This window comes from Auraticoccus monumenti, assembly GCF_900101785.1.
Classification (GTDB): domain Bacteria; phylum Actinomycetota; class Actinomycetes; order Propionibacteriales; family Propionibacteriaceae; genus Auraticoccus; species Auraticoccus monumenti.
On sequence record NZ_LT629688.1, the window covers coordinates 1142438 to 1155593 of the forward strand.

Annotated in this window: 11 protein-coding genes; 6 read left to right on the forward strand and 5 right to left on the reverse strand. The window is 73.2% G+C overall.

From position 1 onward, the window contains the following. Positions 1-23: 23 nt before the first annotated feature. Both BLT52_RS05280 and BLT52_RS05285 read right to left on the reverse strand, forming a co-directional pair. Positions 24-743, reverse strand: coding sequence for a GOLPH3/VPS74 family protein (locus BLT52_RS05280; RefSeq protein WP_090591315.1), 720 nt, complete (start codon positions 741-743; stop codon positions 24-26). A gap of 100 nt (positions 744-843) precedes the next feature. Further along, positions 844-1704 carry an NmrA family NAD(P)-binding protein gene (locus BLT52_RS05285; protein ID WP_090591318.1) on the reverse strand — a complete coding sequence of 287 codons (861 nt, stop codon included), beginning with the start codon at positions 1702-1704 and terminating at the stop codon, positions 844-846. Positions 1705-1786: 82 nt separating this feature from the next. On the opposite strand from BLT52_RS05285, the gene BLT52_RS05290 reads away from it, so the two are divergent. Together BLT52_RS05290 and BLT52_RS05295 are read left to right on the forward strand one after the other, a co-directional pair. Then, positions 1787-2500: a TetR/AcrR family transcriptional regulator gene (locus BLT52_RS05290; protein WP_090591319.1), complete on the forward strand. Its 714-nt coding sequence runs from the start codon at positions 1787-1789 to the stop codon at positions 2498-2500. Between the two features lie 101 nt (positions 2501-2601). Next, positions 2602-3570 (forward strand): aldo/keto reductase, encoded by a 969-nt coding sequence (locus tag BLT52_RS05295; protein ID WP_090591322.1) that lies wholly within the window; start codon positions 2602-2604, stop codon positions 3568-3570. 76 nt (positions 3571-3646) lie between these two features. Here BLT52_RS05295 and dnaB read toward each other — a convergent pair whose 3' ends face one another. Further along, complete coding sequence (gene dnaB / locus BLT52_RS05300) at positions 3647-4981, reverse strand: replicative DNA helicase (RefSeq protein ID WP_231946605.1); 1335 nt, start codon at positions 4979-4981, stop codon at positions 3647-3649. A 945-nt stretch (positions 4982-5926) separates the two neighbouring features. On the opposite strand from dnaB, the gene BLT52_RS05305 reads away from it, so the two are divergent. Further along, positions 5927-7099, forward strand: coding sequence for an RtcB family protein (locus BLT52_RS05305; protein WP_090591326.1), 1173 nt, complete (start codon positions 5927-5929; stop codon positions 7097-7099). Positions 7100-7225: 126 nt separating this feature from the next. Continuing rightward, positions 7226-8509 carry an Nramp family divalent metal transporter gene (locus BLT52_RS05310; protein ID WP_090591327.1) on the forward strand — a complete coding sequence of 428 codons (1284 nt, stop codon included), beginning with the start codon at positions 7226-7228 and terminating at the stop codon, positions 8507-8509. A gap of 11 nt (positions 8510-8520) precedes the next feature. On the opposite strand, the gene BLT52_RS05315 is transcribed toward BLT52_RS05310, so the two are convergent. Beyond that, a complete protein-coding gene (locus tag BLT52_RS05315) occupies positions 8521-9084 on the reverse strand; it encodes a GNAT family N-acetyltransferase (RefSeq protein ID WP_157676985.1) in 564 nt (187 codons plus the stop codon). 101 nt (positions 9085-9185) lie between these two features. Between BLT52_RS05315 and BLT52_RS05320 the strand changes: the two genes are divergently transcribed. Both BLT52_RS05320 and BLT52_RS05325 read left to right on the forward strand, forming a co-directional pair. Then, positions 9186-9872 (forward strand): DUF1275 family protein, encoded by a 687-nt coding sequence (locus BLT52_RS05320; protein WP_231946509.1) that lies wholly within the window; start codon positions 9186-9188, stop codon positions 9870-9872. Positions 9873-9964: 92 nt separating this feature from the next. Next, the gene (locus BLT52_RS05325; RefSeq protein ID WP_090591334.1) at positions 9965-10672 is read left to right on the forward strand and encodes a pyrimidine reductase family protein; all 708 of its coding nucleotides are present in this window, start codon (positions 9965-9967) and stop codon (positions 10670-10672) included. A 5-nt stretch (positions 10673-10677) separates the two neighbouring features. Here the strand turns inward: BLT52_RS05325 and BLT52_RS05330 are convergent, their stop codons facing one another. Then, a complete protein-coding gene (locus BLT52_RS05330; protein WP_090591335.1) occupies positions 10678-13119 on the reverse strand; it encodes a LuxR C-terminal-related transcriptional regulator in 2442 nt (813 codons plus the stop codon). Positions 13120-13156: the final 37 nt, after the last annotated feature.

Below are 13156 nucleotides of genomic sequence, written 5' to 3' on the forward strand. Positions count from 1 at the left end.
TCCGGGGTGGGCAGGGGAGGTGGTCAGCTCCCGGGGAGCGTGGTGGTGGAGGTGGACACCGAGGCGCTGACGATCGCCACCGTGGTCCGCGTCACCGCGGCGGCCGCGGCGGAGGCACCCCAGCTGCCCTGCTCGAGCTCCTTGCCCCGGTCGTGGGTGCGTGAGCCCCACGGGATCTCGGGGTCGAACTGGGGCAGCATCCCGCTCGCCGACAGCAGGGCGGCGGCGGCAGCGGTCCGGGGCGTCGGGTCGTCCCGGCCGACCAGGACGGCCCGGACGGCGTCGAGCAGCTGCTGGCGACGGCCGCTGCCCTCGGTCAGCCTGGTCGTCCTGAAGATCCCCAGCGTCTTCCTCTCCTCGCGGTTGAGGTCGCCCCGCTCGACCAGACGGTCCAGCACCGGCTCGCGGAGCTCGGGTCCGACCGCGGCCAGCACGGTCTGGACGTTCCGCGGCTTCTGCGCGGCGTAGCCCCAGGCGGGACGGAGCAGCTCGTCCTCCGGCGGGGTCCCGCCGAGCACGTGGACGGCGCTGGAGAAGCGTCCGGAGGACCGGATCTCCGCCCGCCCGGTCAGGGCCAGCTCCGCGAGGACGGCTCCCCCGAGCACGTAGAAGAGGGTGTTCTCCCCCGCGATCGTCCCCGAGCGCGGCTGGAACAGCAGGAGCAGGACGTCCTCCACCAGCGAGGGAGCGGCCAGGGACCGCTGCTGCTCGGTGGCGGGCTGGTCGCCGGGTCCGTCGGTCATCTGGTCCTCGCCTCTCGTCGTCGGTGCCGGCAGCGGCACCGTGGCCAGCCAAGACCGTGTTCCCGCCACAGGGTCAACCCGCACCCGCGTCCCGGGCGGATCAGCGGGAGACGAGGGTCTCCAGCACCGCGCGGGCGGAGGTGGGGCGGTGACCGATGAGGTGCTCCAGGGTGGGGTCGGTCACGGCGAACTCGCCGCGTCGTGCCGCGCGGTACATCCCCAGGGTGAACTCGGCGGCCGCAGCGGGCATGCCCTGCTCCACGGCAGCCGCCCGCCACTCCTCGTCCTCGGCGACGACCCGGGTGACGGGGCGGCCGGTGAGGTCGCTGAGCAGGGCGGCCACGGCCTCGAGGTCGAGCGTCTCGGCAGCGGTCAGCGGGGCCGTGACGCCGTCGAGCGCACCGTCCTCGGTCAGCGCGGTGGCGGCGGCCTCGGCCAGGTCGGCGTGGGCGGTCCACGACACCGGGCCGTCCGCGGGTGCGACCAGCTCTCCGGTCTCCAGCGCCGACCCGATCGAGAAGGCCAGGGTGCTCGCGTAGAAGCCGTTGCGCAGGGCGGTGAACGGGACCCCCAGCCCGGCGAGGTGCTGCTCGGTCGCCGCGTGCACCAGCTGGGGGGCGAACAGGGAGTCCGGCGACGCCGCCTGGTGGCTGGTGTAGAGGATCCGCTCGGCCCCTGCGGCGAGGGCCGCGTCGACAGCGGCCCGGTTCGCCGCGCCCGCGCCACCACCGCGGATGGCCGAGGACACGACGAGGACCTGGCGGGCGCCCTCGAAGGCGTGTCCGAGCGACTCGGGGTCGGTGAAGTCGCCGGCGCGGACCCGGACCCCGCGAGCGGCCAGGCCCGCGGCCCGGTCGACGTCGCGGGTGCTGACGCCCACGGTCTCGGTGAGGACCCGCTCGAGCAGGCGCTCGACGATCTGGGACCCGAGCTGTCCGGTGGCACCGGTGACGACGATCATGGTTGCTCCTGCGAATCGACGATATTGCGATCACGTTAGCACTGATAAACCACCGGTAGCCATGCGCTGTTAACATCGCTCCGTGGTTGCTGTGCGTGAGGTGCCGTCCCGTGACGACGTCCGGGCGGGCGTCGTCGATGCGGCGGCCCGGCTGCTGCGGGACGAGGGTGCGGACGGCGTCACCACCCGCGCGGTCGCGCAGGCGGCGGGCGTGCAGGCGCCGACCATCTACCGCCTGTTCGGTGACAAGGACGGGCTGCTGGACGCCGTCGCCGAGCACGTGATGGCGTCCTACGTGGCGTCCAAGACGGCCTCCGCGCAGGACGCGGGGGGCGATCCGGTGGAGGGTCTTCGCTCGGGGTGGCGCACGCACGTCGACTTCGGTCTGGCGAACCCCGAGCTGTACGGGCTGATGGCGGCGCGGGCGCGCAGCGGTCCCTCGCCGGCGACGGCGGCGGGCATCGAGGTGCTGCGCACCCGGGTGCGGCGGCTCGCGGCCGCCGGGTTGCTGCGCGTCGACGAGCAGCGCGCGCTGATGATGGTCCACGCCGCGGGGCACGGGACGGTTCTCGCCCTGCTGGCCCAACCCGAGCAGGACCGTGACCCTGCTCTGTCCGAGGCGATGCTCGACGCCGTCCTGGGCAGCGTCCTGGCCGACGCCCCGGCCGCCCCCGGTACGAGCACCACCGCCATCGCGGTCACCTTCGCCACCGCGGTGCCGGACCTGCCAGGACTCACCGCCGCCGAAAGGGCCCTGATGACGGAGTGGATCGACCGGGCTCTGCGGACCGCCTGACGTCCGGCGACCCGGGACCCGGCTGCGGAGGCGGTCGGGGGAGCGACGCCGACGCAGCACCGGCTGGGAGGATGGGGGTGAGCCACCACGAGAGGACCCTCATGGACCACACCCGCCTCGGCCCCACCGGCCTGACCGTCAGCCGGATCGCGCTCGGCTGCATGAGCTACGGCGACGCCTCCCGCGGCGGCCACCCGTGGGTGCTCGACGAGGACGCCGCCCAGCCGTTCTTCCGCCAGGCCGTCGAGCTCGGCATCACCTTCTGGGACACCGCCAACGTCTACAGCCTCGGCTCCTCGGAGGAGTTCACCGGACGGGCGCTGCGCCGCTACAGCCGGCGGGAGGAGATCGTGCTGGCCACCAAGCTGAACGGGAGGATGCACGAGGGTCCCGGCGGCTCCGGCTTGTCTCGTCGGGCGGTGATGGAGCAGGTCGACGCCTCCCTGACCCGGCTGGGCACCGAGTACATCGACCTCTACCAGATCCACCGCTTCGACCCGGCCACCCCGGTGGAGGAGACGATGGAGGCGCTGCACGACGTGGTGAAGGCCGGCAAGGTCCGCTACCTCGGGGCGTCGTCGATGTACGCCTGGCAGTTCGCCACGATGCAGCACGCCGCCGACCTGGGTGGTTGGACCCGGTTCGTCACCATGCAGGACCAGTACAGCCTGCTGATGCGGGAGGAGGAGCGGGAGATGTTCGGCCTGCTCGCCGACACCGGCGTCGGGTCGCTGCCCTGGAGCCCGCTGGCCCGCGGTCGGCTGGCCCGGCCGTGGGGCGAGGAGACCAACCGGTCGGACTCCGACGCCTTCGGCAAGACCCTGTTCCAGGACTCCGACCGCGCCGTCGTCGAGGCGGTCGAGCAGGTGGCCGGGGACCGCGGGGTGCCGATGGCCCAGGTCGCGCTGGCCTGGGTGCTCCGCAACCCGGTGGTCGACGCGCCGATCGTCGGCGCCACCAAGCCGCACCACCTCGACGACGCTGTCGCCGCGCTCGAGCTGCAGCTCACCGAGGACGAGGTCGCCACCCTGGAGGCGCCCTACACCCCGCGGGAGCCCGTCGGGTTCTGACCGATGCCGAGCTCCGACGGGAGCCCACGAAGCGGTCCGGGACCCGGTGATGACCGTGTCGAGCAGGGACCCGCGCTCAGTGCTGCATGTCCACGAAGCGGGAGTAGTGGCCCTGGAAGACCACCTCGACGGTCTTGGTGGGGCCGTTACGGTGCTTGGCCACGATGAAGTCGGCCTCGCCCAGCCGGGCTGACTCCTTGTCGTACATGTCCTCACGGTGCAGCAGGATCACCATGTCGGCGTCCTGCTCCAGCGACCCGGACTCACGGAGGTCGGACAGCATCGGCTTCTTGTCGGTGCGCTGCTCCGGGCCACGGTTCAGCTGCGACATCGCCACGATCGGCACGTGCAGCTCCTTGGCCAGCAGCTTGATCTGGCGGGAGAACTCCGAGACCTCCAGCTGGCGGGACTCGACCTTCTTGCCCGAGGACATCAGCTGCATGTAGTCGATCACGATCAGCTGGAGGTCGTGGCGCTGCTTGAGCCGGCGGGCCTTGGCCCGGATCTCCATCATCGTCAGGTTCGGGGAGTCGTCGACGAAGAGCGGGGCCTCGCTGACCTCGCCCATCTTCTTCGCCAGCCGGGTCCAGTCCTCGTCGGTCATGGTGCCCTTGCGGATGTGGTTCAGCGGGATCTGCGCCTCGGCCGAGAGCAGCCGCATGGTGATCTCGGTCTTGCTCATCTCCAGGCTGAAGATCGCCGACGTCAACCCGTGCTTGATCGAGCAGGCGCGGGCGAAGTCCAGCCCGAGGGTCGACTTCCCGACCGCGGGGCGCGCGGCCAGGATAATCATCTGCCCGCCGTGCAGACCGCCGGTGAGGTCGTCCAGCTCGGCGAACCCCGTCGGGACCCCGGCCATGTCACCGGAGCGGGAACCCAGTGCCTCGATCTCGTCCAGCGTCGTCTCCATCAGCGCCGACAGCGGCTGGTAGTCCTCGCTGGTCTTCCCGTCGGTCACCGCGTAGACCTCGGCCTGGGCCGCGTCGACCAGGTCGGCCACGTCGCCCTGGCCGTTGTAGCCCATCTGGGCGATCTTGACCGAGGCCTCGACCAGCCGGCGCAGGATGGCCTTCTCGTGCACGATCTGGGCGTAGTAGCCGGCGTTGGCCGCGATCGAGACCGAGGCCAGCAGGTCGTGCAGGTAGGGGTGCCCGCCGACCTTGCCGATCTCCCCGCGCTTGGTCAGCTCGGCCGACACGGTGATGGCGTCGGCGGGCTCCCCCCGCCCGTAGAGGTCGAGGATCGCGTCGAAGATGAACTCGTGGGCCGGGCGGTAGAAGTCCGCGCCCTTGAGCGTCTCGACGACGTCGGCGATGGCGTCCTTGCTCATCAGCATCGCGCCGAGGACGCTCTGCTCGGCGGCCAGGTCCTGCGGCGGGGTGCGGTCGACCGCACGGGCTCGGCTGTCGATCTCGCGGACCTCGGCGACGCTCACCCGTGCTCCTCCTGCTCGTCCTCCCCGCTCCGCGGTGGCGGTGCGGGCGTGGTGGCGACCCCTCGCCCCCACCCCGGCGGACCGCCGTCGGCGACCTCCCGACGACGTCACCCCCGGAGGACTCCCACGCTAGGGAGGAGGTCTGACACTTCCGGGTCGATCACCGCCGACGAGGCCCGTCCGGGCTGTCCGTCGCGTCACCTTAGGACCGCGTCGGGCCGCCTCCAAGCGCAGTTGTGAACAGCCCCTGTGGACAACTGTGGATACGTTGTGGAGACACGCCCGAGCGCTGTGCAGAAGCTGGGCACGCAGGTGTGGACTCACTGTCGACTTGCACCCTCAAGACGCTCTGACTAGGGAAGATGCCGTCCGTGGGGGGTGAACGGGAAGAAAACTCGGAAAAACTCCGGGCGTCCGGGCGCGGCGCCGCTGGCTTGACACAGGGCTTCTGTCCGTGCTGGCAGGCCCGTTTGTGCACAGGTGCTGTGGACAGATCCGCGACACGCCGCGGAACGCCGCGGCCGGCCGGTGCCCAGCCCCGTGCGGGCTTCCGTGAGGGCCCCCGGCGTGATAACGGATCGCCGCCGGCGCCCCCTTCCGCCTAGGGTCTGCTCCCGTGACCAGGAACCGGAGGCGTGCCCCGCACGCCGCACCCCGACGTCCCGGTCGCCGCCTGTCCGGACGCGAACGGCCCCGGTTCGCCGGGACGCCGGCGTCCGACCGGTATCCCTCGCCCCGCCGGGCCTGACCGCCGCCGGGCCCAAGCCCGCTCCCCGGTCGCCAGGCGAGGACGACGTCGCGTCGTCCCGCCCGCTGCTCCCGAACCCCCTCGCCCGCCTGACGACCGGTCCACGGACCCGTCGTCCGCGCCCGCCCCCGTCGTACCTGCCCACCGCACCGCCCCACCACCCTGGAGGAACCATGACCAGCCGCATCGCGCCGAAGGCCCTGTCCTGGGCGTCCCTGCTCGAGGACGGCACGCGGGAGCAGGCCGTCCGCACCTCGACGATGCCGTTCATCCACCCGCACCTGGCGCTGATGCCGGACGCCCACCTCGGCAAGGGCGCCACCGTCGGCTCGGTCATCCCCACCCTCGGGGCGATCATGCCGGCCGCGGTCGGGGTGGACATCGGCTGCGGGATGGAGGCCGTCCGCACCGGCTGGACCGCCGACGACCTGGCCGGGCGCGACCTCTCGGTGCTGCGTCGGGCGATCGAGGACGCCGTCCCGCTGTCGGCGGGTGCGGCCAACGACCGTCTCACCGACTCCGCCGGGACGCGTGTCGCGGCCCTGCGCGTCCAGGCCCAGGCGGCCGGCTTCGACCCGGCCGGCTACGCCCCGCGGTGGGAGCTGCAGCTGGGCACCCTGGGCTCGGGCAACCACTTCATCGAGGTGTCCCTGGACCAGGAGGACCGCGTCTGGCTGTTCCTGCACTCCGGCTCCCGGGGCGTGGGCAACAAGATCGCCCAGCACCACATCGGCGTCGCGCGCGACCTGATGAAGCGCTGGTGGATCTCCCTGCCCGACCCCGACCTGGCCTACCTGGTGGCCGGCACGCCGGAGTTCGACCACTACCTGGCCGAGCTGCACTGGGCCCAGGACTACGCCCGGGAGAACCGTGCCGAGATGGTGGACCGGGTCGCGGCCTGCACCGCGGAGCTCATGGGTGCGCCGGTCGAGGTGACCACCTCGGTCTCCTGCCACCACAACTACACCGCGCAGGAGCGGCACTTCGGGCGCGAGGTGCTGGTCTCCCGCAAGGGAGCGATCAGCGCCCGTGAGGGGGAGTGGGGCCTGGTCCCGGGCTCGATGGGGACCCGGTCCTACGTCGTGCAGGGCCTGGGCAACCCGGTGGCGCTGCACTCGGCCCCGCACGGGGCCGGACGGGCCCACAGCCGCGCGGCCGCCCGCCGGACGTTCACCCGCGAGCAGCTGCGGGAGGCGATGGCCGGCATCGAGTACCGCGACTCCGACGCCTTCATCGACGAGATCCCGGCGGCCTACAAGGACATCGAGCAGGTGATGGCCGACGCCGCCGACCTGGTGGAGGTCCGCTTCACCCTGCGCCAGGTGGTCAACGTCAAGGGTGACTGAGACGACGTGCGCGCTCCCGTCGGAGGTCCGTCCCCGCGGGGGCGCGCACGGCGTCGGCGTCTTGAGGGGTCCCGGGCCGCTGTGGTTGGCTCGGGCCCTCCCCACGTTCCCCGAGAGGACCCGACGATGAGTGGCGACACCGCCGCCCGGCCCGGCGCCGACGTGACCGCACCGCCCCCGAGGTGGAAGGTCGTCGGCCCCGGCCTGATGGTGGCCGCCACCGGTGTCGGGGCGGCCGACATGGTCGCCACCCTGGTGGCGGGGCAGAAGTTCGGCTACGCGCTGCTCTGGGTGGTGGTGCTGGGCTGCCTGCTCAAGATCATCCTGGTCGAGGGCGCCGGCCGGTACTCCCTGGCCACCCGGCGCACCATCTTCGAGGGCTGGCGCTCCCTGGGCCGCTGGACGACGATCTACTTCGCGCCGTACATCGTCATCTGGGGATTCGTCTACGGCGCCAGCGCCATGCTCTCCAGCGCGCTGCCGCTGGCCGCTCTCTTCCCGGGGGTGCCGATCCAGGTCTTCGCCATCGCGTCGGGCCTGATCGGTCTGGTGCTGGTCTGGTTCAACAGGTACTCCGGCTTCGAGAAGATCACTGCGGCCCTGGTGGCGGTGATGTTCGTGACCGTGGTGGGTGCCGCCGTGCTCACCACGCCCAACCTGCTGGAGGTCCTCCGCGGGCTGGTGCCCACCGTCCCGGCCGGATCGATGATCAACATCCTCAGCGTGGCCGGCGGCGTCGGCGGCACCATCACGCTGGCCGCCTACGGCTACTGGCTGCGGGAGAAGGGCTGGCACACGCCGCGGTTCATGAAGGTGATGCGGCTGGACAACGCGATGGCCTACGTGGTCACCGGCGTCTTCGTGATCGCGATGCTGATCGTCGGCGCCGAGCTGCTGTACTCGACCGAGATCGCCCTGCAGCGCGGGGACCGCGGGCTGCTCGACCTGGCCACCGTGCTGACCGAGCGCTACGGACCCGTCTTCGGCAAGGTCTTCCTGGTGGGGTTCTGGGCGGCCTCGTTCTCCTCGATCCTGGGGGTCTGGAACGGGGTGTCGCTGATGTTCGCCGACTTCATGGGTCACGTCCGCGGGCTGGAGCCCGGCCACCCCGACACCCGCACCGGCGGCAGGTGGTTCAAGGTCTACGTCCTGTGGCTCACCTTCCCGCCGATCATCCTGGTCTTCCTCGGCCAGCCGGTCGCGGTGATCCTGACCTACGGCGTCCTCGGTGCCTTCTTCATGCCGTTCCTGGCCGTCACGCTGATCTGGCTGCTCAACACCGACCGGACGCCCCGCGAGTGGCGCAACGGGGTCAAGGGCAACGTCGCCCTCGGGCTGGTCGGGGTCTTCTTCGTGGTGCTGGCCGCGATCCAGCTCCGCGACGCCATCGTCTCCACCCTGGGCGGCTGAGGCGGACGTCCTCAGCGGGCCATCTGGAACATCGGCCAGGCGAACCAGGTCGGCCCGGAGGGGACGGCGGCCGAGACCCGACGGAAGCCCCGTCGTCGGTAGAACGCCTCGGCCCGGTCGTTCCCGGTCATGATCCACAGGTAGGCGGGCTCGTCCCCGACCAGGGCCTCGGCCATCGCCCCACCCACCCCCGACCCGTGCACCCGCGACACCGTGTAGAGCGTCGTCAGCTGCCGCAGCCCCGGGTCCCGGACGCCCCGCTGCAGCCCGAGCGCGTCGTCGGGGTAGCGGGCCAGCAGCCGACGCTCCCACTCCTGCGCACCACGGGTGGCGTGCCCGATCCCGACCAGCGCGTCGTCGGCGTCGAGGGCCACCAGGTACCGCTCGTCGGGGCCGGCGTCCTCGATCTCGGCCCGCGTCGAGGCCACGATCTCGGTCTGCCGGGCCCGGCGCGACCCCACGAAGGCCGGCGGCATCTGCGGGTAGGTCTCGGCCAGCCCCCGCAGGTGGACCTCCACCCAGTCGGCGGCGTCCCCGGGCTCGGCGGGGCGGACGGTCCACGGCACGGCTGGCACCCCGGCATTCTGCCCACCAGCCGAACCTCCGCCGAACCCGGCGGTCCCTCCGGGTCGCCGGAGGTGGCCCACCCGCGGCCCGCGGACCACAATGGCTTCGCGTGAGACGACTGCGCGCGGACCAGGCCCGGATGCACCTGGTGATGATGCTCGCCCTGACCTTCACCACCGGGATCATCGACGCGGTCGGCTACCTGGGTCTGGACCGGGTCTTCACCGCCAACATGACCGGCAACGTGGTCATCCTCGGCATGGCCCTGGCGCGCGCCGAGGACCTGCCGGTGCTCGGCCCGCTGGTCGCGCTGGCGGCGTTCCTGCTGGGCGCCGCGGTCGGCGGGCGGTCCATGCGCGGCGCCCGTGTCGGCTGGAGCGGGCGCAGCACCACCGTCTTCGCCACCGTCGGCGTGATCCTGCTGGGCACCGGGGTGGCCAGCCTCGCCGCCCCGCCCGAGGAGGGCACCGTCTGGGGCACCGCGGTCACCGCGCTGCTCGGGGCGGCGATGGGCGCCCAGGCCGCGGCCGCCCGCCGGCTGGCGGTGGCCGACGTCACCACCGTGGTGGTCACCTCCACCATCGTCGGGCTGGCCTCGGAGTCCCGGCTGGCCGGCGGGGACGGCCGCAACGCCCCGCGCCGGGTGCTCGCGGTGCTGCTGATCCTGGTCGGGGCCGGCGTCGGCGCCCTGCTGCTGGGCGTCCACATCGGCCTGGGCATGGGGGTGGCCGGGGTGCTGACCCTCGGGGTGGCGCTGCTCGGTCACGCGGCCCGCGAGCGCGTCCAGCCGGCCTGACCCCGCGCCTGCTGCCGGCCGAGCGAGGCGGTGCGCCGTGGCATGCTCGGGCGGGCGTGCCGCCGGCGTGGCGGTCGAGCGGAGGAGACGCGGTGCGACGACTGGACGAGGGCCCCGAGGTCGACCTGGAGACCGAGCTGCTGCCCCCTGACACGGACCACCTCCGGACGGTGATGGTCTCCAGCGTGGACGGCGCCGCCACCGTGGACGGCCGCGTCGGCTCGCTGACCAGCCCCGCGGACCAGCGGCTGCTGCTCACCCTCCGCGCGGTCTCCGACGTGGTGCTGGTCGGGGCCGGGACCGTCCGGGCCGAGGGCTACGGCCCGCTGCGGGTCGAGGACGACGTCGCTGCCCGGCGGGTGGCGCGCGGGCAGACCGCCCACCCCGGGCTCGCGGTGGTCAGCAGCAGCGGTCGCCTCGACCTCGGCCACCCCCTGTTCACCGAGGCCGTCACCCGGCCGCTGGTCCTCACCACCGAGCGCTCCGCGACCGACGCGATGGCCGAGGTCGCCGACGTGGTGACGGCCGGCGCGGACGAGCTCGACCTCGCCGCGGCCCTGGCCCGGCTCCGGGAGCGGGGGCTGCGGCGGGTGGTCTGCGAGGGTGGTGCCCGGCTGAACGAGTCGCTGCTCGCCGCCGACCTGGTCGACGAGCTGGTCCTCACCACCTCGCCGTCCCTGGTCGGCGGGGACGCCGCCCGGATCGTGGCGGGTCCCGGCCTGCGGCCCCCGCGTCGGGCCCGGCTCGCGTCGGTGTTGACCGAGGACGACCACCTCTTCACCCGCTGGGCGCTGCGGTAGCCACCTCAGACCAGGTTGAGCAGCCGGGCTTGCTCGACCGCCTGCTGACGACCCGACACCTGCAGCTTGCGGTAGATGTTGCGCAGGTGCGTCTTGACCGTGTTGCCGGAGATGAACAGGTCGTCGGCCAGCTGGGACAGGGTCAGCTCGGAGTCCAGGTGGCGCAGCACCCGCAGCTCGGTGGGGGAGAGCTGGGCGCCCCGGTAGCGCAGCCGCGCCATCAGCAGGCTCTGCCGCGACCCGGACCGGCCCACCCCGGACCGGTCGCTGACCACGTCCAGCTGGGAGTGCGCCCGGGCCGCGACAGCAGGCTCCTCCGCCTGCTCGGCAGCGACCACGAGCGTGGAGAGCAGCCCGATCTGGTCCCGCGCCGGGGTCCCGGGGAGCTCCAGGTACGGGGACAGCAGCTGCACCGCCTCCGCCGGTCGGCCCCGTTTGACCAGCAGCCGGCCCCGGCAGAGGTCGACCAGCTGGCGCTGCCCGGGTGGGGCGACCGCGTCGAGCCGGTCGACCTCCCGGGCGGCCTCGTCCAGCCGGCCCAGCTCGAGCAACCCGCGGAACACCGCCATGCTCACCAGGGCCTGCTGCGCGCCGGTCAGGTGCGGGGTGTCGCGACGGAAGGTCAGTGCGCGCTCCAGCCCGGCGGTCTCCCGGCCCTCCAGCACGAGCAGGGTCGACTCGAGCCAGGTGACCAGGGCGCCGTCGGCCGCGCGGGTCCGCCCACCGGGGAAGTGGCGGGTCAGGAGGGCGCGCACGGCCTCGAGGTCCAGGTCGTCGACCAGGGTCAGGGCCGCGCCGATCCGCGCCAGGGCCAGCACCGACTCCACGACGTCCCTGGTCGCCGCCAGGTGCTCGGCCTCGGTCACCAGGTGACGTGACCGCTCGTTGTGCCCGTTCATCGCGCAGGCCACGCTCGAGGCGCCGAGGCACTCCACGGCGAGCCACCACAGCTCTGCCAGCCGGGCCAGCGTGACGGCCTCGGTCAGCACCACCTCCGCCTCGCGGTAGCGGCCGTGGTGCAGCAGCCAGAAGCCGTACTCCGCCCGCAGCCCGCAGACCACCGCGCGGACGTGGCGGGGGCCGTCGGTGGCGCCGTGCTGCTCCGGGGCCGGGTGCCGGGCCAGGGTGAGGTCGGGGGAGGAGCGGTAGCCGACGGAGCGCCACACGAGCAGCCGGAACGCCGCCAGCGCGCTCTGACCGGCCGGGCTCAGCACGGTGGTCGAGGCCGCGAGCTGGGCCTCGACGCTGGCCAGCACGGCGGTCGCGTCGACCGACTCCCCGCTGTAGATCCAGGCCGCCCCGCGCATCAGCGTGGTCCGCCAGTCCGCGCCCTGGGGGAGGTCGTCGAGCAGGGTCAGCACCTCGCCGGCGTACCGGGGCACGAGGTGGACGAACTCCTCGGAGAGCACGTCGACGGCGAGGTCGTGGTCCCCGCCCGCCAGCAGCAGCCGGACCGCCCCCAGCACGTCCCCCTCCCGGCGCAGCCACCGGGCGGCCCTGCGGTTGAGCACCTGCGCGGCCCTCTCGTCGCCCAGCCGCAGCCCGTGCTGGAGCCGCTGCCGCAGCACCGGGTTGAGCGCGACCCGGTCACTCCCCAGCCACTGCATCGGCACGCCCCGCTCGTGCAGGTGGGCCAGCCGGCCCAGGGCGTCGCGGCGGTCGGTGACGGTGGCGGCGGAGACGGCGGTCAGCACCGGCAGCACCGAGGCGTCGCGGAGCAGCCGGCGGTCCTCCGGCGGCAGGTGGTCCAGCACCTCGGAGTCGACGTAGCTGTGCAGCAGCGCGATGACGGCGTGCGGGGGCCGGCGGTGCCAGTGCTCGGCCATGATGCGCAGCGCGCCGGCCCAACCGCCTGAGAACTGCAGCCCCCGGGTCACCTCGTCCTCGCTGGACGGGACGTTCAGCAGGGTCACCAGCTCACGGACCTCCTCCTCCCGGAAGGCGAGGTCGAGGTCGTCCACCAGCTCGATCCGGCCGTGGGCGCTCAGCAGTCCGAGGGAGACCGGCAGGATGGTGCGTGAGGCCAGCACCAGGTGCAGCCCCGGGTCGCCCAGGACGTGCTGGACCAGCTGCCGCATCTCCTCGGCCAGCACCGCGTCGGGGAGCAGCTGCATCTCGTCGACCACCACCACGGTGCCCTCGGGCACCCCGTCGGCGCAGTGGGCGAGCAGGTCGCGGATCTGCTGGGCCGCCGAACCGGCGGTGAGCCCCACCCAGTGGCAGCGCGCGGCGACGTCGGGGCGGGTGGCGAGCCAGCTCCTCAGCAGCACGCTCTTGCCCGAGCCGGAGGGACCCTTCACGACCGTCAGCGCCGCGGTCAGTGAGTCGTCCAGGCGCTGCAGGAGCCGCTCGCGAAGGACGGTGTACGGCGGCAGGTCCCATCGGGCGCCGGCCGCGGCCTCCTCGCCGCCGTGATCGGCGCCGCTCCTCCCCGTTGGGCGGGCCATGGCGACATGCTAGTCCCGTGTTCACCCCGCTTTCACC

What these genes read in the sequence shown, in the direction of transcription:
- BLT52_RS05295 (WP_090591322.1), top strand. Translation starts at nt 2,602, where the DNA reads ATGGACCACACCCGCCTCGGCCCCACCGGCCTGACCGTCAGCCGGATC.
- BLT52_RS05330 (WP_090591335.1), bottom strand. Translation starts at nt 13,119, where the DNA reads ATGGCCCGCCCAACGGGGAGGAGCGGCGCCGATCACGGCGGCGAGGAG.
- BLT52_RS05310 (WP_090591327.1), top strand. Translation starts at nt 7,226, where the DNA reads ATGAGTGGCGACACCGCCGCCCGGCCCGGCGCCGACGTGACCGCACCG.
- BLT52_RS05285 (WP_090591318.1), bottom strand. Translation starts at nt 1,704, where the DNA reads ATGATCGTCGTCACCGGTGCCACCGGACAGCTCGGGTCCCAGATCGTC.
- BLT52_RS05280 (WP_090591315.1), bottom strand. Translation starts at nt 743, where the DNA reads ATGACCGACGGACCCGGCGACCAGCCCGCCACCGAGCAGCAGCGGTCC.
- BLT52_RS05305 (WP_090591326.1), top strand. Translation starts at nt 5,927, where the DNA reads ATGACCAGCCGCATCGCGCCGAAGGCCCTGTCCTGGGCGTCCCTGCTC.